The sequence below is a fragment of the Immundisolibacter sp. genome (genome assembly GCF_014359565.1).
Taxonomy (GTDB): domain Bacteria; phylum Pseudomonadota; class Gammaproteobacteria; order Immundisolibacterales; family Immundisolibacteraceae; genus Immundisolibacter.
In genome coordinates, this window is sequence record NZ_JACIZD010000010.1 from 1 (window position 1) to 23,337 (window position 23,337).

Below are 23,337 nucleotides of genomic sequence, written 5' to 3' on the forward strand. Positions count from 1 at the left end.
TGCGGCGCCGATGCCGCGCTGGAAGGCTTCACGCGGCAAATGAAGAAGCTGCCGGCGTTTTTGCGCCAAAGCCTGACCTACGATCGCGGCAGCGAGATGGCCCGTCACGCCGAGCTGGCCGAGCGCTTGAAGATCGACATCTGGTTTGCCGACCCGTACGCGCCCTGGCAGCGCGGCAGCAACGAAAACACCAACGGCCTGCTGCGCCAATTCCTGCCCAAGGGCACGGACCTGTCCGAGGTCAGCCAGACCGCGCTCAACGACATCGCCCGGCTGCTGAACGGCCGTCCTCGAAAAACCTTGGACTGGAGAACACCGGACGAAGCCATGGCCGAAGAAATCGCCAATTTCTCAAATCGTGTTGCACTTGATTCTTGAATCCAAGCATCAGCCTGGCCCAGCCGTAGCGGGCAGCGAGTAGCGGAAGGTCGGCTGGCCGGATTCGCAGCCGAAGGTGCGGTAGGTGTCCAGCAGCAGGCGGCGTTCGGCCTCGCGCGGATCGCGGCTGCCCGGTTTGGCGCTGTCGAAACGGCGCAGGTAGTCGCGCGGGGTGGCGGTGAGGCCGAGCTTGTCGCCGACGAAGTAATCGAACACGGCGCGGGCGTTGCCGCCGATGGAGCGGTGCGCCTCGTCCGAGATCACCAGATCGAAGTCGGTCGGCGAGAACAGGCGCTGGTACTTGTTGTTGAACAGCAGCGACTGCACGGTGGTGACGACGATCTCGGCGCGGCGCCAGTCGTCGCGGTTTTCTTTATAGATGACAGTCTGGAAGTCGGCGGACAACAGGCCCGCAAAGGCCTTTTTGGCCTGGTCTTCGAGTTCGAGGCGATCGACCAGAAACAGCACCCGCCGGGCGTTGCCGGAGCGCAGGTACAGCTTGATGATGGCGGCGGCGGTGAGGGTCTTGCCGGTGCCGGTGGCCATCTCGAACAGGAAGCGGTCCTTGCCCTCGCCGACCGCCCGTTGCAGGGCATGGATGGCCTGGAGCTGGTAGGGCCGCAGGAAGCGCAGCTTGTTGGCCTGGATGTAGGCCGGGCGCTCGGCCGCGTTCTTCCAGCCGGCATCAAGAGCGTAAGTTGGGCGCTGGGTCAGGACGATGTAGTCGTCGCCGACTTTTTCGTCCGTCAGCCGCGCCTGGTTCGGCGTGACCTTCTGGTAGCCGACCACCGACTCCGGGGTGGGAAAGGCGGTGATGACGTAGGGGTTGCCGCGCTCCAGATCCCAGAAGTAATGCAGGTTGCCGTTGGAGAGGATGACGAAGCGGCAGTTCTGCGCGCGGGCGTATTTGCGGGCCTGCTCCTTGCCGACCAGCGGGTTCTTGTCCTCGGCCTTGGCCTCCAGCACCAGCAGCGGAAAGCCCTTGGCATCCAGCAGCAGGAAATCGACGTAGCCCTTGCCGGTGGTCTCGAAGTCGTTGCCCAGCGCGTCGAGGTCGTGGGATTTGAGCGCGACGCCGGGTTCCAGGCGAATGTTGGCCGCCAGCGCGCCGTCGGCGAAGAACCGTCAGCCGGCCGCTTCCAGCAGCCGGTTGATCTTGATGCGGGCGGTGGCTTCTTTTTCAGGCATTGCGATTCCGGCGCTGCGCGATGTGGGTTTTTACCCCATAACGAAGAGTCTCGCGCCGCGCCGTCTATTACCGCAGGCTGTCGATAGCCTCGTCGAGCACGCGCTGCCAGTCGGGTCCGGTCAGGCGACGGTAGCCGTCCGGATCACGGGCCGCGGACGACAGCACCACGTCCGGCGCCGGATCGCGCAGCAGCTCCAGGCTTTGCCGCAGGGTGTCGCGCTGCGCAGCGGCGACGTAGGTGCCCCAGCCGGCGCCGTCCGGAAACAGCGTGTCGCCGGTGAACAGGTACGTTGGTCCGTGCGCCGAGCGAACGCGGTAACAAGTGCTGCCGGGCGTGTGGCCGGGCGTGGGGATCACATCCAGGCCGGCCAGTGGTGTGTGCGCTGCATCGAAGGCGACGTCCACCGGCGAGATTCGGCCGGCGAAGGGTGCCTCCAGCGCATGACAGCACAGCCTGGCGCCAAAGCGCTGGCGGATGTCGGCCAGGCTGGGCGCCACTTCGTCGCGGTGGCTCAGGTACTGCCAGGCAACGCCGCCCAGGTGCTCGATGGCGTCCAGTTCCGCCGCCAGGCCGGTGTTGTAGAACAGCACGTTGCCGTCCGCGCGCAGCCACAGGTAGGCGTGGGTGGTCACGGCGGGACCGAACGGGTATTGCGCGGCGGTTTGCCACAGGTCCGGGAACAGCTGCTGCATGGTGGTTTCCTCCGGTTTGATGGGCCACAGCGGCGTCGGGCGGGCGGCTGATAGCATTGCCGCACCTGTCCTCAAGATGTACTGCCATGACCATAGCCGTTGCCGTGCGCAAGGGTGGCGAAATCGTGATCGCCGCCGACACGCAGAACAATTTCGGCCACAACCGGGCGCCGATTGCCAACCACCGCACGCAGAAAATCCTGACCGTGGGCGGCAATCACCTGGCCACCAGCGGCTGGGGGCTGTACGCGAACATCCTGGACGATTTCCTGGCCCGCAAGCGGGCGCCCAAGCTCGACACCGAGCGCGACGTGTTCCGGTTTTTCCAGACCTTCTGGAAGGCGCTGCACGAGCACTATTCGCTGGTCAACGATCAGTGCCAGCACGAGGAGGAGCGCTCGCCGTTCGGTGACCTCGACGCCTCGTTCCTGCTGGTCAACGGCGGCGGCATCTTTTTCGTGTCGTCCGACACCAGCGTGACGGCCTTCGAGCAGTACTACGCGGTCGGCTCCGGGGCGGAGTTTGCGCTGGGGGCGCTGCATGCCCTGTACGACTGCGACCTGGATGCCGAGACGCTGGCCCGGCGCGCCTGCGCCGCAGCCATGGCCTTCAACGTCTACTGCGGCGGGGACATCGACGTGTGCCGGATCACGGACACCGCCGCCGCTGCCCGGGTGCCGTGAACGGGGCTGATCGGGCAGGTCTTCTGGCGCGCCTGGCGGTCACGCCGGGCTGCGACTGGCGCACCGATGCCGATGCCATGGCGCCGTACCTGGCCGAGCAGCGCGGCCTGTACCGCGGCGCGGCGCTGGCGGTAGCGCTGCCGCAGGACACCGCGGCCGTGTCGGCACTGGTGCGGGCCTGCGCGCGGTTCGATCTGGCGCTGGTGCCGCAGGGCGGCAATACCGGCCTGTGCGGTGGCGCTGTGGCGCAGGACGCGGCGCGGCAGGTGGTCGTCAGCCTGGAGCGTCTGGACCGGATCAGGGCTATCGATGCGGCCAATTTCACCCTCACGGCGGAGGCCGGCTGCATCGTGCAACGGGTGCGGGAGGCGGCGGCTGACGAAAATCGACTCTTTCCGCTCAGCTTCGGCGCCGACGCCAGCGCCCGCCTGGGCGGGGCGCTGAGCACCAACGCCGGCGGCACCAACGTGCTGCGCTACGGCAACGCGCGCGAGCTGACGCTGGGCCTGGAGGTGGTGCTGGCCGACGGGCAGGTGTGGGACGGCCTCACGGCGCTGCGCAAGGACAACACCGGCTACGACCTGAAGCAGCTGTTCATCGGCGCCGAGGGCACGCTGGGCATCATCACCGCGGCGGTGGTCAAGCTGTTTCCGCTGCCGCGCGAGACGGTCACCGCCTGGCTGGCCTGCCCGTCGGTGGAGGCCTGCGTGGCGGTTTTCGGCCGGCTGCGGGACGCCAGCGGCGACGCCGTGACGGGCTGTGAGCTGCTGTCGCGCACGGCGCTCGAGTTCGTGCTGCGCCACCTGCCGGGCGCGCGCGATCCGCTGGGTGCCCCGGCGCCCTGGTATCTGCTGGTGGAACTGACCAGCTCCAGCGCTAGTGCCGGATTGGCGACGGCGCTCGAAAGCGTGCTCGAACAGTGCCTCGGCAGCGGCGAGATCAGCGACGCCGCCGTGGCTGCCAGTGCGCGCCAGGCGGCGGACTTCTGGCGCCTGCGCGAGGGCGTGGCCGAGGTGCAGCGCCACGAGGGCGCCAGCATCAAGAACGACGTGGCGGTGCCGGTGTCGGCGGTGCCGGCCTTCGTTGCCGAGGCCAGTGCGGCGGTGCAGGCCGCCTGTCCGGGGCTGCGCGTGTGCGCCTTCGGCCACATCGGCGACGGCAACCTGCATTTCAACCTGTCGCAGCCGGTGGACATGCCGGCCGGACAGTTCCTTGCGCAGTGGGACACCCTGAGCGGCCTGGTCAATGCCGTGGTTGCCCGGCATCGCGGTTCCATCTCGGCCGAGCACGGCATCGGCCTGCTCAAGCGGGATGCGCTGGCGCAGCATGAATCGGCCGTGGCCATCGATCTGATGCGTCGCGTCAAGGCGGCTCTGGACCCACAGGGCCGTCTGAATCCGGGCAAGCTGCTGCCGCCGACGCAGGAGTGACGCCGCCGGCGCCTGCTGGCCTGCGCGCGGCTGACAGGCGGCTGCTTGATCAAGATCACGGCCCATCCCGGCGCGGCCACGTTAGGCTGTGGCCCGTTTACCAAAACACCGTCCAGTGGACGCACAACAAGAGGAGTTCCGCCGATGCAAACCGCACGCAGATTTGTGAGCCCGTTTCGCGCCGCTGCCATGGCTGCCACGGGCATGATCGCCATACTGTCCGCCGCCAGTGCGCCGGTCCTGGCGGCGACCGATGGCACCCAGCAGCAGGCCAGACGCGACTACCAGAAATATTGCGCGTCCTGTCACGGAGCCGAGGGGCGGGGCGATGGCCCGGTGGCGCAGGCGATGAAGGCCATGCCTGCCGATCTGACCCTGCTGAGCATGAACAACGACGGCAAGTATCCCGCCGACAAGGTGCGCGAGATCATCGACGGCCGCGCCGATGTGAAGGCGCACGGCCCGCGCGCCATGCCGGTGTGGGGCAAGGAGTTTTATGTGTCGGCCGAAGGCGTCGGCCAGCGTCAGGCCCATGACCGTATCGAAGGGCTGACCGAATACCTGCGGCGCATGCAGAAGCAGTAATCGGCGTCGCAGCGCCGGCTTGGCGCGGCAGCCGATGGAATGGCGTTTTTTGAACCCAAGGGAGGGAGTGTCGTGTCGGACATCAAGACAAACCGCAAGCGCGTCCGTTTTGTGCTCTCGGCTGCGTTGCCGCTGGTGCTGGCCAGTGGTGCCACGCTGGCTGCCAGCCAGATCAGTGAAATGCAGCGGGAGGATTTTTTTGCCTACTGCGCATCCTGTCACGGCCCTTCCGGGCGTGGTGACGGGCCGGTAGCAAGCGAGCTGAAAAAGCGGCCGACGGATCTGACGCAGCTTGCCAAGAACAACAACGGTAGTTTTCCGTATGCCCGCGTGCGCGCCATCATCGACGGTCGCGGTCAGGCGCTCGGCATCCACGGTCCGGCGGAGATGCCCGTGTGGGGCGAACGCTTTGGCCGGGAAAGCGAGACCGACATGCAGGTACGGGGAAAAATTCTCAGCATCGTCGATTACCTGGTCAGCATCCAGGAAAAATAGGGCACCAGGCCGCCGCGTGCGGGCGGCCACAAGTCGCAGACGCGCTCAGCGCCTGGCCGTGGGTTGCCCCGCCGCACCGCCGGGAATCCGCGCCGGGGCGGTTAGTGATGTCGATGGAGTCGCCGGGTGACTTCGGTGTTCTCCCCGGCCAGCAGCGTCATGCGGGAACTCCCGGGTCGGTGCATTGGTCGGTGCATTCGAGCAGAGCCAGCGGGAACCCGGCGAGCAGTTCCTCAAGTGACAGCGCGCCGCCGGCCACCGTTCGGCCGGTGAATACCTCGTGCCAGCTGCGCCCGGCCGGCATGTCCACCCAGGTCTCCGCCCACGCAGCGCCGACCGGCCAGCGCGTGCCCGTGGCGGTCAGCTCCAGGATCAGCCGGGGCACGATCACGACTACATCGTCGCCGCGCTGGAAGGCCAGCACGCGCGCCGCGTGCGTGCCGTGCATGGCGAGCGCACGGTATGCGCCGCCGGCAAGGCTTTCCGCCCGGCGCGCGCGCAGGCCGAGCGCGCGCCGCACAAGCTGCAGCTTGGCCTGGCCGGGGTTGTCGAGCAGCGCGGCGAGGGTGGCCACCGGCGCCGCCAGGGCGGTGGTGAGCGCGGCGTAATCCACCGGGCGGCGGTTGTCCGGGTCCACCAGCGTCAGGTGCTCGCCCTCGCTGCCTTGGTAGAGGTCCGGAATGCCCGGCACGGTCAGCGCGAGCAGGCTGTGGGCCAGGGCGTTGACCGTGGCGGCAGGCGCAATGGTGGCGATGAAACGCGCCAGCGTGTCCAGCAGCGGGCGGCTGAGGTGCGGGTCCAGCGCGCGCCGGATGTAGCGCTCGAGCGCCCCTTCATAGGCAACATCGGGGCTGGCCCAGCTGGTGCGCTCGCCCGACTCGCGCCCGGCCTTGACCACGTGCGCCAGCAGCCGCGCCAGGTAGGCTTCCCAGTCCATGCCGTCGGGAGCGCCAGGCCAGGTGCCGACCACGGTCTGGTACAGGTACCACTCGTCGTGTCGGGTGATCTGCGGGCCGGCGGCGCGGCGTGCCGGACCGGCCATGCGCGTCAGGCGCGACAGGCAGCGCGCCCAGCCGCGTGGGTCCTCGCTGAGCACCGCCAGGCGCGCGCGCACGTCCGCGCTGCGCTTGGTGTCGTGCGTGGTGACGGGGCTGAGTGCGTGCGGGTGGCTATGGCCGCGCGCCGCGACCGCGCGGTGAAAGGCATCGGGCGCCAGCGCGCCCTGCGTCGGCTCGGCACCGACCTCGTTCATCGCCAGCAGCGGCACGTAGCGGTAAAAGGCGGTGTCTTCGATGGCCTTGGCGGCTACCGGCGCGGTGTATTGCTGGAACTTCATCGCCAGTTGCACCGTGAGTTCGCGCGGCCAGCGGCGCGCGCCCTCGTGCGGCAGTTCGGCGGCGAGGGCCGCGCGAAGGAACGCGAAGATGCCCGTTTCGGCCAGGCGCCGGTTGCGCCGCGCGAGTCCCACCGACCAGTCGAGGTGCTGACGATCCGTGTCGGTCGCGCCGGCCGCGGTGACGTAGGTGCGATACACCGGAAAGCCGGCCACGATTTCGGTCAGCGCGCGCAGCATCGCGGCGCGCGTGTAATCGCGGCTGGCCGGATTCTGCTCGGCGAGCCGGTCGGCCAGCGTGGCCAGCACGGCCAGTTCGCCGCCCAGTTCCTCCTCCATCACCTCGCGCCGGCAGGCGCGGGCGATGTCGGCGAAGGCGCGCGGGTCCGCGGTGTAGCGCCGATACAGCCGCGTGATGGCGGCCAGGCCCGCGCTGTCCACCTGCACGCCGGTGAGCTGCGCGATCAGTTCGTAGCCGGTGGTGCCGGCCACCGGCCAGGTAGGCGGCAGTGCCTCGTGCGCGGCGAGGATTTTCTCCACCCACAGCCACGGCCGCCCGTGGGTGCCGGGCCCGGCCGCGCGGGTGAGCTGTTCCAGATAGCCGGCCGGGTCGTACAGGCCGTCCACATGGTCGATGCGCAGGCCCTGGATGGCGCCGCTGCGCAGCAGTTCCAGCATCCGGGCGTGGGTCGCCTCGAACACCGGCGGGTGCTCCTGGCGGATGCCGGCGAGTTCGTTGATCTGAAAGAAACGCCGGTAGTTGATCTCGTCCGCCGCCACCTGCCAGAACGCGGGGCGGTAGTGCTGGTGTTCGATGAGCCGATGCAGGCGCGCGCGTCCGACGTCGTCCGGACTGGCGTAGGCACCGAGGGCCTGCTCCAGAAGCGCGGCTGCGCCAGCGCCTGTCGAGCACATTTCGGTGAGCGTGGCTTTCAGTGCAGTGCCTGCCGCGCGGCTGCGCTGCGGGTCGGTACCCGCGACAGTGCGCGCGCTGCCGGCCAGCGCGTGGAATTGGCGGGTCAGCTCGTCGTCGCGCGCCCGGCGCGCCAGCGCGGCGGCTCGCTGCAGCAGCGGCCGGTAACTGGCCGGGTGCAGCGGAAAGCGGTGCGGCCCATACCACAGGCTGATGCTGCCTTCGTGCGGGTCCAGGCGCAGTTCCAGCGCGCCGGATTCCAGCACCGCGCCGTAGTGGTCGCCCAGAAACGGCAGCAGCACGCGCCCGTGCAGTTCCGGCTTGGCCGGATCCCAGTCGATGTCGAAGGCCGGCGCGTGGGGTGAGGCGCGGCCCCACTCGAGCACGTCCAGCCACCACGGGTTGTCGGCCTGGCCCACGCCCATGTGGTTGGGGACGTGGTCGGCGATGATGCCAAGGCCGTGGCGGCGTGCTGCGGCCACAAGCGCGGCAAAGCCGGCGTCGCCGCCCAGTTCGGGATTGAGTGAGCCGAAGTCGGCGACGTCGTAGCCGTGCGTGCTGCCGGCCCGCGCGCGGGTGATGGGCGAGGTATAGAGGTGGCTGATGCCCAGCGCGGCGAGGTAGGGCACCGCGCGCGCGGCGTCGTAGAAACCGAAGCCGGCGTGCAGTTGCAGGCGATAGGTGGCGCGCGGCACCGCGGGGACCGTCGACGCGGCAGGCGGCGGGCGCTGCGCGGCAATCGCCTGGGCGACGGGCTCGGCGGCCTGCGCGATCTGCGCGATGGACGCCGGCAGGCGCAGTGTCCAGTTGGAGCACCCGGTGCTGGTGCCCGGCACGTTGACGGGCTCTTGCACGCCCAGTATGTCTTCGGGCTGCACCAGCGTGAGCAGCGCTGGCGTGGCGGCAAGGTGCGAATAGACCGACCGCGCAATTTCCGGGCTCGGAGCATGCATCGGCATGTCGGCGAGCGCGCTGATGCGCTCGAGGTCGGCCTCCCGGTCGGCCTCGTCTTGCGCCTCAAGCTGCGGCGTGGGGTAAAGACCCAACGTGCGCTTGAGGTACTGATCGTGCCCGCTCAGCCAGCCGGCCAGCGGCGGCAAGTCGTGCGTGGAAATGCCGACCGCGGACAGCGCAGGATAGTCCCCCGGCGCGGCGAAATCGCCCGTGGCACCGCGCTCGAAATAGAACAGACGCGTGGACAGTACTGCCTCGCGGGCCAGCGTCTCGCGCAGGCCATCCGGCACCGTGCCCAGGTCCTCGCCGACCACCATGCAGTGCGCGCGGTGGCTTTCCAGGGCCAGCACCGCCAGCAGTTCATCGAGTGGGTAGCGCACGTAGCCGCCGTGCGTGGCCGGCGCGCCGTCCGGCACCCAGAACAGCCGCGCCAGGCCGAGCACGTGGTCGATGCGCAGCGCGCCGGCGTGGCGCATGTTGGCGCGCAGTTCCGCGGCGAAGGGCTGGTGGCCGAGCGCGCGCGAGCGGCCCGGCAGCGGCGGCGGAAAGCCCCAGCACTGACCGTTGAGGTTCCAGGCGTCCGGCGGCGCGCCGGTGCCAAAGCCGTGCGCGTACAGCTGCGGCGCGGCCCAGGCCTGGGCACCGGCACGGTCCACGCCCACGGCCAGATCCCGGTACAGGCCGACCGGCATGGCGGCGGCGCGTGCGCACTGCGCGGCATCGGCGAGTTGGCAGTCGGCCAGCCACTGCAGGTATTGGTGAAAGGACACGCGCCGGGCGTGGCGCGCGGCGAAGGCCGCCACCGCCGGACTGCCTGCATCGCGGTGTTCGCTCGGCCAGTCACGCCAGTCGGGTGTGCCGGCGGCGGCGTGGAGTTCGCGCAGCGCCTCGAAGGTGGCGAAGCTCCGCAGCGCCGCGCCGCCCTGGTCCGCGAAGGCCCGGAAGGCGGCAGCACGCACACTGCTCGCTGCCAGCTCGGTGGCTTCGAACGCGTCGTACAGGTGTTCGAAGGCAGCCAGGCGCAGCCGCGCCACGCCGCCGTAATCCACGTGCGCGGCGGCGCACAGGCGTTCGAGCGTGCCGTCCGCCTGCGCGGCGTCGAATACCTGCCGGGCCGGTGCGCTGGCGGCGTATTCCGGCACCGCGCGCGGGTCCACGTACAGCACGTTCAGGTAGGTGCGGCTGGACGGCGCGTACGGGCTTGCCTGCCCCGGCCGGTCGGGAAACAGCGCGTGCAGGGGATTGATGCCGACGATGCCGGCGCCCAGCCGCGCGCTGGCCTGCGTGAGTTCGGCCAGCGCCGTGAAATCGCCCATGCCGGTGTCGGCGGCCCCGCGCAGGCCGTACAGCTGCGCGGTGAAGCCCCAGGTGCGCTCGCCGAGCGCCAGTGCCGGCGGCAGGTAGCAGCGGGCGGGCGCGACGATCACGGCTGCGCTGGCGTGGCGCCGGCCGGAACGCACCTCGATGCGGTGATAGCCGTCCGGCAGCACGCCCACTATCAGCACGGCGCCCTGCGCACTGCGCGGTAGCTCCGCGCTGGCAAAACCGCCCTCGCGTACGCTGCCGTCCTCGAGTTGCAGCCGCCATTGGCCGCGCCCGCCGAGCACGCCGCCCAGCACCACGCGCAGCGGCGCGCCGGCACGCGCCACGCTCACGGCCGGCAGCAGGGGTGGGTTGTTTTGTAGGTTCGCCAGCGTGCGCGCGGCGCTGGCGTCATCGGCAGCGGGCAGCTCGAGCGCGCCGAGCAGGGCGCGCACGGTCGATTCGGGCACGTCCACATGCCGGCCCCACGGGTTGGTGTAACCGGCTTCGATACCGGCCGCGCGCGCCAGCTGCGCCAGGGCCGGGTTCAAGTGCCGTCCGTCAGCCAGAAGGCTGCGCTCCACGGTTCGGGTTGCACGGTTCCGGCTTGTTCGCACAGCGCCCCGGTGCAGCGCAGCAGCGTGCCCGGCGGGCGGGGCAGGACGGCCGTGGAGCCGGGGGTGGCCAGCAGCGCCGTCAGCACGCGGCCGTGCGCGAGCTTCCAGCGCACCCGCAGCACGGCCGGCTCGGGCAGTTCGAAATCGCCGGCGCCACCGTCGGCACTAGCCAGCAGGGGGGTGATCACGCGGGCCCGCAGCGCGAGCAGGCCGGCGTAAAACGCCAGCCAGTCGCGGCCTTCCGGCGCTGCGCGCGCGCCGTGATCCAGGCGTGAGGCGGCGAAGGTTGACGCGGCGGTGGGGTCCGGAATGCGTGCGCGCGCCGCCGGGTCCGCAAAGGCCGGAAAAGCGGCGAACTCGCGTCGCCGCCCGTCGCGCACCGCATCGCGCAGCTGCGGCCCAAGGTCGCAGAAAAACAGGAACGGCTCGCGCGCGCCCCATTCCTCGCCCATGAACAGCATGGGGATGTGCGGGGCCAGCACGAGCATCGTCGCCAGTGCGCGCAGCGCGCGCGGCTCGGCCAGGGTGGTGAGGCGTTCGCCCAGCGCCCGGTTGCCGATCTGGTCGTGGTTCTGCAAAAAGGCGACGAAGCGAGTCGGCGGCAGGTGCGCGCTGGGTTCCCCGCGCGGCGCGTTGCGAAACGGCGATTGTTCGCCCTGCCAGGCAAAGCCCTGCGCCAGGCAGCGTCCCAGATGCGCCAGCGGCCAGTCGGCGTAGTCGGCGTAATAGCCGTGCATCTCGCCGGTGAGCAGCACATGCGCGCCGTGGTGCCAGTCGTCGCTCCACTGCGCGTCGTAGCCGCCGGGGGCGGCGCCCAGAAAGCGCGCCTGGTTGGCGTCGTTTTCCAGCACCAGGTGCACGTGCCGCCCGGCACATTGCGCACGGGCGCGCTGGGCGAGTTCATCCAGCACATGCACCGCCGAGTCGTCGCGGACGGCATGCACGGCATCCAGGCGCAGGCCGTCGAAGTGGTACTCGGTTAGCCAATACAGTGCGTTGTGGATGAAGAACTCGCGCACCGCGGCGTTGTGCGGCCCGTCGAAGTTGATGGCCGCGCCCCACGGCGTGTGATGGGCGGGGTTGAAGAACTCCGGGGCGTAGGCGTGCAGGTAGTTCCCCTCCGGGCCGAAGTGGTTGTAGACCACGTCCAGAAACACCATCAGGCGGTGGCCGTGGGCGGCGTCGATCAGGGCCTTGATGTCGTCCGGACTGCCGTAGCGGGAATGGGGCGCAAACGGCAGCACGCCGTCGTAGCCCCAGCCGCGCGCGCCGGGAAAATCCGCCACCGGCATCAGCTCGATGGCCGTCACGCCCAGCGCGGCGAGCTCGGGCAGGTGCGCGATCAGGGCCCGAAAGGTGCCGTCCGCGGTGTAGGTGCCGACGTGCAGTTCGTAAACCACTGCCTCGTGCCAGGGCCGGCCGCGCCAGGCGCCGTCCTGCCAGGGATGGCCGGCGGGGTCCACCACCGCACTGGGGCCGTGCACGCCGTCCGGCTGAAAGCGCGAGGCCGGGTCCGGCACGGTCAGCCCATCCACCTCGAAGCGGTAGCGGGCGCCGGCCGTCACGCCGGGCACATGGTCGTGCCAGTAGCCGTTCTCGTCGCGCGCCATGGGGTGGGCGCGCAGCCCTTCAACGTGCAGGCTCACCTCGCGCGCCGAGGGCGCCCACAGCCGGAACGCGACGCCGTCCGGCTCGACCTGCGCCCCGAAGGGCATGTGGTGCACGTGCGTCCTGGTCATGCCGGCGCCGGACCTCCTGGCGGCGGGGTTTCGACCAGCACCGCGAGGGCGTGCGCTTCGAGCGTATAGATGGACCCGGCGGCCAGCGCCGGTCCGCCGCCAAACGGGTCCGCCTGCGCGGTATCCAGTACCGGGCGCCAGGCCTGCACCGCGGCGTGGGGCGGCAGACAGAAGCCGGCCGGCTCGCCGGCCGCATTCATCAGCACCAGGAAGGTCTCGTCGGGTTCCGGCTCGCCGGCCGCGGTGAGATGGTGATGGCCGGCATCGCCGGACAGCACGAAGGCGAGGCGGTGCGGATCGCGCCCGGCCCAGTCGGCGGCATCCTTCTCGGTTCCGTCGGTGTTCAGCCAGACGATGTCCTTCACGTCGGTGCCGGGAATGGCGCGACCCTCGAAAAAGCGTGCGCGGCGGAACACGATGTGCCGGCGGCGCAGGTCGATCAGCTGGCGCGTGAAGGCGACCAGATCCTGCGCAGAGGCGGTGTTGGCGTGTTCCCAGTCCAGCCAGGAGATTTCGCTGTCCTGGCAGTAGGCGTTGTTGTTGCCGTGCTGGGTGCGGTCCAGTTCGTCACCACCGAGCAGCATCGGTGTGCCCTGCGAGAGCAGCAGCGTGGCCAGCAGGTTGCGCTGCTGGCGGGCGCGAAGAGCATTGACGGCCGGATCGTCGGTCGGGCCTTCTGCGCCGCAGTTCCACGACCAGTTGGCGTCGGTGCCGTCGCGCCCGTCCTCGCCGTTGGCCTCGTTGTGCTTGCCGTTGTAGGACACCAGGTCGCGCAGCGTGAAGCCGTCGTGCGCGGTGATGAAGTTCACGCTCGCCTGGGGCCGGCGGCCGTGGTGGCCGAAGATGTCCGCCGAACCGGTGATCCGCGAGGCCAGCGCACCGAGCTGGTCCGGATCGCCACGCCAGAAGCGGCGCACGACGTCGCGGTACTGATCGTTCCATTCCGACCACCCGGGCGGAAACCCGCCCAGCCGATAGCCCCCAGGACCGACGTCCCAGGGTTCGGCGATCAGCTTCACGCGCTGCAGCAGCGGATCTTGCAGCACCGCCTCGAGGAACCCCGCCTGGGGGTCGAAGTCCTGCCATTCGCGCGCCAGCGTGGTGGCCAGATCGAAGCGGAACCCGTCGACGTGCATTTCCTGCACCCAGTAGCGCAGCGAGTCGGTCACCAGCTGCATCACTCGCGGTTGGTGCAGGTTCAGCGCGTTGCCACAGCCGGTGAAGTCCATGTAATGGCGCCAGTCACCGGGCACCAGGCGGTAGTACGAAAGATTGTCGATGCCGCGCCACGACAGTGTCGGCCCGAGCTGGTTGCCCTCGGCGGTGTGGTTGTAGACGACGTCGAGCAGCACCTCGATGCCGGCGTCGTGCATGACCTGCACAAAGGTCTTGAACTCGCCCAATTCCCCGCTGGCCAGATAGCGCTGCATTGGCGCGAAGAACGCCAGCGTGTTGTAGCCCCAGTAATTGGCCAAGCCGGCGTCGGTCAGGCGGCGCTCTTCCGCAAAGGCGTGTACCGGCAGGATTTCGACCGCGGTGACGCCAAGGTTGCGCAGATGCTGCACCACCTGTGGCTGGACCATGCCGCCGAAGGTGCCGCGCAAGGGTTCCGGCACGTCCGGGTGGCGGCGGGTGTACCCGGCCACATGCAGTTCGCAGATCACCGATTCCGACCAGGCACGCTGCGGCGCGGCATCCCGTCCCCAGGTATGCGCGGTGTCCACCACCACGGACTTGGGCACGTAGGCGGCGCTGTCGCGGCGGTCGAAGGACAGGTCGCCCGCCGGGTCGCCGACCCGGTAGCCGTGGATGGCGTCGTGCCAGACCAGCGGGCCGCTCAGGCGCTTCGCGTAGGGGTCGATGAGCAGCTTGTGCGAATTGAAACGATGGCCCTGTTCCGGCGCATAGGGCCCATACACGCGATACCCGTAACGCTGCGCCGGGCGCACGTCCGGGAGGTAGCCGTGCCAGGTCTGGTTGGTGTATTCCGGTAGCACCACGCGGGCGGTTTCCCGCCGCCCGCCGGCATCGAACAGGCACAGCTCCACGCGTTCGGCATGCAGCGAGAACAGCGCGAAGTTGACGCCGCGTCCGTCCCAGGTGGCGCCCAGCGGGTAGGGGTTGCCGGGCCAGACCCGCATGCTGCCGGCGATCGAGCCCGAACTGATGGATCGTCTTGCCATCAGGCCTCCGGCGCCAGGATGACGGTCGCCAGGGGCGGTAGGGTCAGGCACACCGACTGCGCGTGCCCGTGCCAGGGCACCGGCTCACTCGCCACGCCGCCCTGGTTGCCAACCCCGCTGCCGGCATAGCAGCTGGCGTCGGTGTTGATGTGTTCGCGCCACCACCCGGGCCGGGGCACGCCCACCCGGTAGCGTTCGCGCACCACCGGGGTGAAGTTGCAGACGGTTACGGCGAGCGCCTGCGGTTCGCTGCCCCGGCGCAGGTAACTGAGCACGCTTTGGTCGGGATCGTTCGCATCCAGCCAGGCGAAGCCGGCCGGGTCGCAGTCTTTCTCGTGCAGCGCGGGCAGGGCGCGGTACACCGTGTTGAGGTCGCGCACCAGGCGCTGCATGCCGGCGTGCTCGGGCTGGTCGAGCAGGTGCCAATCCAGGCTGCGCTGGTGGCTCCACTCGCGTTCATGGGCGAACTCGCCGCCCATGAACAGCAGCTTCTTGCCCGGGTGCGTCCACATGAAGCCGTAATACGCGCGCAGGTTGGCGAACTGCTGCCAGCGGTCGCCGGGCATGCGCGTGAGCAGCGAACCCTTGCCGTGCACAACCTCGTCGTGCGAGAGCGGCAGGATGAAGTTCTCCGAGAACGCGTACAGCAGGCCGAAGGTGAGGCGGTCATGGTGAAAGCGCCGGTGGATGGGATCCTTGGCCATGTAATCGAGGGTGTCGTGCATCCAGCCCATGTTCCACTTGTAGCCGAAGCCCAGGCCGCCCAGATAGGTAGGACGCGACACCGCCGGCCAGGCCGTGGACTCCTCGGCCACGGTGATGGCGCCGGGGTGGGTGCCGTAGCAGGTTTCGTTCAGGCGCCGCAGGAAATCCACCGCCTCGAGGTTCTCGTTGCCGCCGTGGCGGTTGGGCACCCATTCGCCGGCCTTGCGGCTGTAGTCGAGGTACAGCATCGAGGCCACCGCATCCACGCGCAGCCCGTCAATGCGGTACTGCCCCAGCCAGTACAGCGCGCTGCCGAGCAGGAAGTTGGCGACCTCGGCGCGCCCGAAGTTGTAGATCAGCGTGTTCCAGTCCGGGTGAAAGCCCTGGCGCGGGTCGTGGTGTTCGTAAAGGTGCGTGCCATCGAACTGCGCCAGACCGTGCGCGTCGTTCGGAAAATGGCCGGGCACCCAATCCATCAGCACGCCGATGCCGACCTCATGGCAGCGCTGCACGAAATGGGCGAAGTCGTCCGGCGTACCGTGGCGCGAGGTGGGCGCGTAAAGCCCGGTGGGCTGATAGCCCCAGGAACCTTCGAAGGGGTGTTCGGTGATCGGCAGCAGTTCGATGTGCGTGAAACCCAGGTCGCGCACGTAATCCACCAGTTGGCCCGCTAGATCCCGGTAGCTGAGGTGGCTGTCCCCGGTCGGCCCTGCGCGCCGCCACGAGCCCAGGTGCACCTCGTAGATGCTGATCGGCGCCTGGCGGGCCTGGCGCGCGGCGCGGTGGGTGTCCCAGTCCGCCACGGCTTTCGGCGCGGTCACCTGCGCGACGATGGATGACGTGGCCGGCGGGTGCTCGCTGGCGAACGCGAACGGGTCGGCCTTGAGCGGCAGGGGCGCCCAGTCCGGCCCCAGCAGTTCGTACTTGTACAGCGTGCCGGCGCCAAGGCCGGGCACGAAGATTTCCCACACGCCGCACTCGGCGCGCGCCCGCATTACGTGCACGCGCCCGTCCCAGCCGTTGAACGGACCGACCACACTCACGCGGCGCGCGTTGGGCGCCCACACGGCAAAGCTCACGCCGGCCACGCCGTCCATGTTGCGCGGATGCGCGCCCAGAACCTCCCACACGCGTCGGTGATCGCCGCGCGCCAGCAGGTAGCTGTCGAGCTCGCCCAGCACCGGGCCGAAGCGGTACGGGTCCTCGCACTCGCGCGAACCGGTGTCGTCGGTCACGCGCAGGCGGTAGCACAGGGGCAGGGTCCGAGCGGGCAGGGTGGCCGCATACAGGCCTCCGCGCTGTTCGACCCGCAGCGCGGTTTCCGCGCCGGAGGCCTCGATGAGCGTGACCGCCTGCGCCTGCGGCGCAAACACCCGCACCGTGACCCCGCCGGGCGTCGCGTGCGGGCCGAGCAGCGCAAATGGATCGGCGCAGCGGCCGGTGACGATCTCCTGCAGGTCCCGGGCGGGTGCGTTCATGCGTCGGCTCCATCGAGCAATGCGAGCAGGCCCTGCGCCGGGACTTCCAGCCACTGTGGCCGGTTGTTCGCCTCGTAAGCGAGCTCGTAAAGCACTTTCTCGAGCGTGAAAAACCGCACCAGTGCGCGCCGCGTGGCGGCGTCGCTGGGCACGGTGGGGCAGTCCTGCGCGGCGCTGTCGTAGGCATCCAGAAAGACCCGCTGCACGCTGCGGGTCCAAGCCTCGACGGCCGCGGTCAGCATGGCCTGCGCCTGCGGTCGCGAGGCAAGCGCCTCGCCCAGCGTCAGGCGTGCGGCGTAGTCGAACGAGCGCAGCATGCCGGCCACGTCGCGCAGCGGCGGGTACTTGGCGCGCCGGGCCGCCAGATCGCGCGCCGGCTCGCCTTCGAAGTCCATGAAGTAGACGTCGTCGGACGCCACCAGCACCTGGCCCAGGTGCAGGTCGCCGTGGGTGCGGGTCTTGTGCGCAGTCAGCCGCCCGAGCCGACCCATTGCGTCCACCTCTTTCCAGCGCGCGAGCAGGGCGCTGGCCAGGCCCGCCGGCCCGTTGGCGGTGCCGGCGGCCGCCGCGCGCGCAAGCGCTTCTTTGGCCAGCGCCGCCTGGGTGGCAAGCGCCGCGCGCCAGGCCTGAAAGTCGGTCGCGCTTACCGCCTCGGGCGCGAAGGCCGGGTCGTCCACCGGCAGGGCGAAGGCGGTATGCAGAGCGGCGAGGCGCTCGCCGAGCACGCCGGCCCAGCGCAGGTAGCCCGGGTCCAGCGTTTCGGCCACCTGGTCGGAGCGCACCGCGGCATCGAGCTCGGCGTCCTCGAGCAGCCTGCCCAGGCGATTGCGCGTGAATGCCCAGCCGTCGCCCTGGTTGTCCACATAGCGTTGCAGCACGGCGATGGTCGCGGCCTGACCATCGGCGGTCACGAACTCGGCAGCGCCCAGCAAGGCCGGGATGTTGCGAAACCGGGCGACTTCGGTCAGGAAGTGGCCGATCTCCACTTCCGGGTGGATGCCGGCGCGGACGCGGCGGATCAGCTTGAGCACCATGCGGTTGCCAAAACGCACCGAGGAATTGCTCTGCTCGACGCTCATCGGATGCACGTCGGCCGCAGGCACGAAATCGGCTTCTTCCAGCGCGGCGGTGGCCCACGTCCTCAGATGGGCGCCGTCGTTGGCGGCGAACGCCTGTCCGGCCTGCATGGCACGCGTCAGCGCCACGGCGAAGGCCGGATCCTGCATCGCGTCGTACAGCACGCCGACCCGCGCACCGCGGCGCACGCGCGCCAGCACATGCCCGCGCAGCCGCGCCAGCGGTTCGTCGTCGGGCGTCTCCCAGGCCAGCGCAAGCGGCAGCGCGTAGTCATGTTGCAGTCCTTGTCCGCGGACCGACCACAGCGCCACCACCGCGCCGTCGCCGTCATACGGTAGCGGTGCGCGCAGGCGCAACGTGGCGTGCAGCGCGCCGCCGCCGCCACCCCCGAGCCAGCGCTGCTTGGGCAGGAATTCCGGCAGTACCTGTCCGGCCAGGGTTTCCAAGGCGCGCCCCTGCGCCAGCGAGGCCCAGCCGGCCGGCAGCACCAGCGTGGCCAGTTCCGGCAGCGGTTCGGGCGCCGAGGTGTGCCAGCGCGGCGCGTCGGTTTCCGTCGCCAGCACGAACCAGTACACCCCGTAGCCGGTCACGGTGATGAAGTAGGGCAGCTCGCCGATCGGCGGGAAGACGCTGCGGCCCATGATTTCCACCGGCACCCGGCCGCGGAACTCGGCCAGGTCCAGTTCCACCGGCTGGGGCGCGCGCGACAGATTCGCCACGCACAGGATGGTTTCGTCGGCCAGTTCGCGCAGATACACCAGCACCTTGCGGTTGCCCGGAAAGATCATCCGAAACCCGCCGCGCGCCAGCGCCGGATGGAGCTTGCGCACGCCGATCAGGCGCTTCATCCAGTTCAGCAGCGAGGCCGGGCTGCGCTGCTGGGCCTCGACGTTCACCGCCTCGAAGCCATACACCGGGTCCATCACCGGCGGCAGGTACAGCGAGGCCGGATCGGCACGCGAGAAGCCGCCGTTGCGATCCGGCGACCACTGCATGGGCGTGCGCACGCCGTTGCGATCACCCAGGTAGACGTTGTCGCCCATGCCGATCTCGTCGCCGTAGTACAGGATCGGCGTGCCCGGCATGGACATCAGCAGCGCGTTGAGCAGCTCGATCTTGCGCCGGTCGTTGTCGAGCAGCGGGGCCAGACGGCGGCGGATGCCGAGGTTGATGCGCGCGCGCCGGTCGGCGGCGTAGAAATTCCACAGGTAGTCGCGCTCGCGGTCGGAGACCATCTCGAGCGTGAGTTCGTCGTGGTTGCGCAAAAAGATCGCCCACTGGCAGCCGGCCGGGATGTCCGGCGTCTGGCGCATGATGTCCACCACCGGAAAGCGGTCTTCCTGGGCGAGTGCCATGTAGATGCGCGGCATGAGCGGGAAGTGAAACGCCATGTGGCATTCGTCACCGTCACCAAAGTACGGCAGCACGTCCTCGGGCCATTGGTTGGCCTCGCCCAGGAACATGCGGTCCGCGAAGTGCGCATCCAGCCAGGCGCGCAGGTCGCGGATCACCGCATGGGTTTCGGGCAGGTTCTCGTTGTTGGTGCCGTCGCGTTCGCACAGGTAGGGGATGGCGTCCAGGCGCATGCCGTCCACGCCCAGGTCGAGCCAGAACTTCATGATCCGCTTGATCTCGCGGATCACCTGTGGGTTGTCGAAGTTCAGGTCCGGCTGGTGGGAGAAAAACCTGTGCCAGTAATAGGCCTTGGCGACCGGGTCCCAGGCCCAGTTGGAGGCTTCGGTGTCGGTGAAGATGATGCGCGTGCCGGAGTAGCGCTGGTCGGTGTCGGACCACACGTAATAGTTGCGCCACGCCGAACCCGGCGGCGCCCGGCGCGCGCGCTGGAACCACGGGTGCTGGTCGGAGGTGTGGTTGATGACCAGCTCGGTGATCACCTTCAGGCCGCGTCGGTGTGCTTCGCGCAGGAAGCGGCGAAAGTCCTTGAGCGTGCCGTAGGACGGGTGCACGCCACGGTAGTCGGCGATGTCGTAGCCGTCGTCGCGTAGCGGCGAGGGGTAGAACGGCAGCAGCCACAGCGCCGTCACGCCCAGATCCACCAGGTAATCGAGTTTCGCCGTCAGCCCCTCGAAATCACCGATGCCGTCTTCGGTTGAGTCGCAGAACGCCTTGACGTGGGTCTGGTAGACGATGGCGTCCTGGTACCACGGCGCCGCGAGCGCGGCCTGCGGGCCGGTGGCGGCGAGGTTGGCAGGGGCTTCGGGATCGCCAATCTTCCCCGGCGCGTTATCCACCATCCGGGCCCTCGCCGGTGCCGGGCCGCAGGATCCACGCCGGTTGCTCGGGCGTGAGGTGCACCCACTGGCGCGGGCCACTCCACTGATGGCGCGTGCCGGTCATGAGCTCCTGCATCGTGTAGTAGCCGGGGTCCACGCGCAGCGCGTCGAGCGGCAGCTCGATCTCGCAGTCGATGGTCTGGTGCGGGTCCAGGCTCACGGCGATCACCAGGGGTTGATCGCCCTGGGCGGTGGTCTTGAGGTGGCACAGCACGCCGTCGTGGTAGCCCGGCAGGAAGCGCAGGTGCCACCAGTCGTGCAGCGCCGGGTTGGCGCGGCGCACCCGATTCAGGCGCGTCAGGTAGTCCTTGATGTGGCCCGGCCGGTCCCAATCCCACACCTTGTATTGGTATTTCTCGGAATCCTGATATTCCTCCGTGCCGGGGACGGCGCGCCCCTCGCACAGCTCGAAGCCGTTGTAGATGCCGTAAACCGACGACAGCGTGGCCGCCAGCACCGCACGGATGCGAAACGCGCCCGGCCCGCCATGCTGCAGGATCGGCGGCAGGATGTCCGGCGTGTTGGCGAAGAAGTTCGGGCGCAGGTACTCGCGACACTCGGTCTGCGTGAGCTCGGTGAGGTACTCGGTGAGTTCCTGCTTGCTGTTGCGCCAGGTGAAGTAGGTGTAGGACTGCGTGAAGCCGACGCGCGCCAGGGTCTTGAGCATCGGCGGGCGGGTGAACGCCTCGGCGAGGAACACCACCTCCGGGTGGCGGGCGCGGATGGTGCCGATCAGCCACTCCCAGAACGCCACCGGCTTGGTATGCGGGTTGTCCACGCGGAAGGTCTTGACGCCCTGGGCGATCCAGAACTCGATGACCTCGCGCAGCGCGTCCCAGATCGCCGCGCGGTGCGGGCCGGTCATATCCAGGTTGACGATGTCCTGGTATTTCTTGGGCGGGTTCTCGGCGTAGCGGATGCTGCCGTCCGGCCGGAAGCTGAACCACTCGGGATGCTCGCGCACCCACGGGTGGTCCGGCGCGCACTGGATGGCGAAATCGAGCGCCACTTCCATGCCCAGCTCACCGGCGCGCGCGACGAAGGCGCGGAAATCGTCCAGCGTGCCCAGGGCCGGGTGCACGGCGTCGTGCCCGCCTTCGTCGGCGCCGATGGCATAGGGGCTGCCCGGATCGTCCGGGCCGGGGTTCAGCGAGTTGTTCGACCCCTTGCGGTGGATGCGCCCGATGGGGTGGATGGGCACCAGATACACCACGTCGAAGCCCATGTGGGCGATTTCCGGCAGGCGCGCAGCGCATTCGGCAAACGTGGCGCTGCGCGTGGGGTCAGTGCCCTGCGAGCGCGGGAACATCTCGTACCAGGCGGCAAAGCGCGCCCGCTCGCGGTCGACCACCACCTCGAGTTCGGGTGCGTAGACGGTGGCCTCGCTGCGGTCCGGGCAGCGGCGCGCCAGGGCAAGGGTGTCGTCGGCGAGCAGCACCGCGAGTGCGTCATCGCCGCTCGTCAGGCGCTCCAGCACCGTGCGCAGCGCCGCCGCGTCTGCGTCTTTCGCGCGTGCGGCGATGGTCTCGAGCAGGGCGCGACCTTCCAGCGCTTCGAGCCCCAGATCCTGGCCTGCCTCGAGTTTCTTGAGGGTGTCCGCACGCCAGCTTCCATAGGCGTCGGGCCAGGCCTCGAGGGTGTAGCGGTAGGTGGTATTGCGAGCCAGCTCGACCTCCGCTTCCCAGCGATCGAGGCCGGGGTTGACCGAGGTGAGCGGGATTTCCTGCCACTGCTGCGCGTCGGCCGGGCGCAGCTTGAGCACCCCGGCAATGAGGTCGTGCCCGTCGCGGAAGATCTCCGCCGACACGCGCAACCGGTCGCCGGCCACGCGCTTGACCGGATAGCGGCCGCACTCGATGCGAGGCTGCACGTCGCGGATCACGACCCACCTTGCCTGCTGTGCGGGGTGTGCCGGGGTGGCGGCATGCGACGGTGGGGCAGGGGTGGGCTTGCGCTCTTTCAACAGGTCGTCATCCAGGGCGGCGCGGCGGGTCGCTGGTTAGAGGCAGGGATCAGACGGAAGTTCCGGCAGCCCCGAGCGTGCCTTTCGCAGCGCGCACGCCTGGTGCACCGGGGCTCGGGAACCGCCTCGGTCCCTGACCAAGGCCAGCAAAAAGCGTTCCACACGGTGGCCCCTTCCTATGCATCACTCCGCCGGCGGCCATCCAGTGTCCCGACCGGGCCGACGGGCGATGCTTCACCCGCGTCGGGCAGGAAGCCTTGGCCGATGCGGGCCAGTTCAGTTGCCTCGTCCACTGAAAACTCCCATACGGCGCAGGCTGAGCCGGCGGCGCTGATGCGCGTGGGCGGGCCGCTTGCCGCCGCGTTGGCAGCGGCGTCGAGGCGGATGCCCAGCCACTCCATGCCAGTCAGGATGCCGGCGCGCACCGCGGGCGCGTGCTCGCCCACGCCGCCGCCGAACACGACCCCGTCCAGCCCGCCCAGCACGGCGGCGTAGGCGCCGATGTACTTGCGCACGCGGTGGCAGTAGACGTCGATTGCGTGGGCCGCGGCGGGGGAGGGGTCGGCCAGCAGGCTGCGCATGTCGGCACTGCCGGCCAGGCCGAGCAGGCCGCTTTGCTCGGTGAGCATCCGCTCCAGCTGCGTCGCGTCCATGCTGCCGGTGCGCAGCAGGTGCAGCAGCAGGCCCGGATCCACGTCACCGCTGCGGGTGGCCATGACCAGGCCTTCCAGTGGCGTGAAGCCCATCGAGGTGTCCAGCGGCCTGCCGTCGGCGATGGCTGCCGCCGAGCAGCCGGCGCCCAATTGCAGGGTCACGATCCGCCCGCTGCGGCCTGTGTGTTCCTGCCAGGCACGCCACAGCGCCTGGTGGGCGAGTCCGTGAAAGCCGTAGCGGCGGATGGCGTGCTTCTCGATCAGCTCGCGCGGCAAGGCATAGTCGCGCGCCGCCGGTGGCAGGTCTGCGAAGAATGCCGTGTCGAACACCGCCACCTGCGCGATGCCATCGCCAAAGCGCTGGCGGCAGGCGCGGATCATGGCCAGCGCGGGCGGATTGTGCAGAGGTGCCAGCGGCGCGCAGGCATCGATCTGCGCCTCGACCGCGGCGTCGATGCGTACCGGATGCGCCAGCGCACCGCCGTGTACCACGCGATGCACGATCAGTTCCGGAATCGGCACGCCGCCCAGCGCCTCGTCGCCCGGCGCGGGGCGCAGCGCCGCGATGTGTCGGGGCGGGCTCGTGCGGCCGTCGAAGCGGTCCAGCTTGACCGACGAACTGCCCACGTTGACGGTAAGGATTTCCACGCGCTGCAGCCCTCATGCGCCAGTG

13 protein-coding genes and 1 pseudogene are annotated in these 23,337 nt (G+C 69.7%); 5 read left to right on the top strand and 9 right to left on the bottom strand.

Annotation, left to right across the window (positions count from 1 at the left end):
- Positions 1–378, top strand: a 378-nt coding sequence (locus tag H5U26_RS10975) for an IS30 family transposase (protein WP_290619583.1), incomplete at its 5' end; no start/stop codon positions are given.
- Positions 379–411: 33 nt separating this feature from the next.
- On the opposite strand, the pseudogene H5U26_RS10980 reads toward H5U26_RS10975, so the two are convergent.
- Together H5U26_RS10980 and H5U26_RS10985 are read right to left on the bottom strand one after the other, a co-directional pair.
- Positions 412–1,566 (bottom strand): annotated as a pseudogene (locus tag H5U26_RS10980) (DEAD/DEAH box helicase family protein); the annotation flags it as partial.
- Between the two features lie 67 nt (positions 1,567–1,633).
- Complete coding sequence (locus H5U26_RS10985) at positions 1,634–2,260, bottom strand: MBL fold metallo-hydrolase (RefSeq protein WP_290619585.1); 627 nt, start codon at positions 2,258–2,260, stop codon at positions 1,634–1,636.
- Between the two features lie 86 nt (positions 2,261–2,346).
- Here H5U26_RS10985 and H5U26_RS10990 point away from each other — a divergent pair, with 86 nt between their 5' ends.
- The 4 genes from H5U26_RS10990 (at position 2,347) to H5U26_RS11005 (ending at position 5,453) form a co-directional block, all read left to right on the top strand.
- Positions 2,347–2,943, top strand: a complete 597-nt coding sequence (locus H5U26_RS10990) for a hypothetical protein (protein ID WP_290619587.1) — start codon at positions 2,347–2,349, stop codon at positions 2,941–2,943.
- The gene (locus H5U26_RS10995) at positions 2,940–4,373 is read left to right on the top strand and encodes an FAD-binding oxidoreductase (protein WP_290619589.1); all 1,434 of its coding nucleotides are present in this window, start codon (positions 2,940–2,942) and stop codon (positions 4,371–4,373) included. Before H5U26_RS10990 ends, H5U26_RS10995 begins: the two co-directional genes overlap by 4 nt.
- A gap of 144 nt (positions 4,374–4,517) precedes the next feature.
- Positions 4,518–4,958, top strand: a complete 441-nt coding sequence (locus H5U26_RS11000; RefSeq protein ID WP_290619591.1) for a c-type cytochrome — start codon at positions 4,518–4,520, stop codon at positions 4,956–4,958.
- Between the two features lie 72 nt (positions 4,959–5,030).
- Positions 5,031–5,453 carry a c-type cytochrome gene (locus H5U26_RS11005; protein ID WP_290619593.1) on the top strand — a complete coding sequence of 141 codons (423 nt, stop codon included), beginning with the start codon at positions 5,031–5,033 and terminating at the stop codon, positions 5,451–5,453.
- A gap of 157 nt (positions 5,454–5,610) precedes the next feature.
- On the opposite strand, the gene treY is transcribed toward H5U26_RS11005, so the two are convergent.
- The 7 genes from treY to H5U26_RS11040 all read right to left on the bottom strand — a co-directional run bounded on the left by treY (position 5,611) and on the right by H5U26_RS11040 (position 23,312).
- Complete coding sequence (gene treY / locus H5U26_RS11010; RefSeq protein ID WP_290619595.1) at positions 5,611–10,506, bottom strand: malto-oligosyltrehalose synthase; 4,896 nt, start codon at positions 10,504–10,506, stop codon at positions 5,611–5,613.
- A complete protein-coding gene (gene treZ / locus H5U26_RS11015; RefSeq protein WP_290619597.1) occupies positions 10,503–12,311 on the bottom strand; it encodes a malto-oligosyltrehalose trehalohydrolase in 1,809 nt (602 codons plus the stop codon). Before treZ ends, treY begins: the two co-directional genes overlap by 4 nt.
- Positions 12,308–14,494: a glycogen debranching protein GlgX gene (glgX, locus tag H5U26_RS11020; protein ID WP_290619599.1), complete on the bottom strand. Its 2,187-nt coding sequence runs from the start codon at positions 14,492–14,494 to the stop codon at positions 12,308–12,310. Before glgX ends, treZ begins: the two co-directional genes overlap by 4 nt.
- A complete protein-coding gene (glgB, locus tag H5U26_RS11025; protein WP_290619601.1) occupies positions 14,494–16,677 on the bottom strand; it encodes a 1,4-alpha-glucan branching protein GlgB in 2,184 nt (727 codons plus the stop codon). Before glgB ends, glgX begins: the two co-directional genes overlap by 1 nt.
- On the bottom strand, positions 16,674–20,009 hold the full coding sequence (treS, locus tag H5U26_RS11030) for a maltose alpha-D-glucosyltransferase (RefSeq protein WP_290619603.1): 3,336 nt from the start codon (positions 20,007–20,009) through the stop codon (positions 16,674–16,676). The genes glgB and treS overlap by 4 nt, the downstream gene beginning before the upstream one ends.
- Positions 19,999–21,930, bottom strand: coding sequence for an alpha-1,4-glucan--maltose-1-phosphate maltosyltransferase (locus H5U26_RS11035; protein WP_290619605.1), 1,932 nt, complete (start codon positions 21,928–21,930; stop codon positions 19,999–20,001). Before H5U26_RS11035 ends, treS begins: the two co-directional genes overlap by 11 nt.
- Before the next feature lie 257 nt (positions 21,931–22,187).
- Positions 22,188–23,312, bottom strand: a complete 1,125-nt coding sequence (locus tag H5U26_RS11040) for an acetate/propionate family kinase (protein WP_290619606.1) — start codon at positions 23,310–23,312, stop codon at positions 22,188–22,190.
- Positions 23,313–23,337 lie beyond the last annotated feature (25 nt).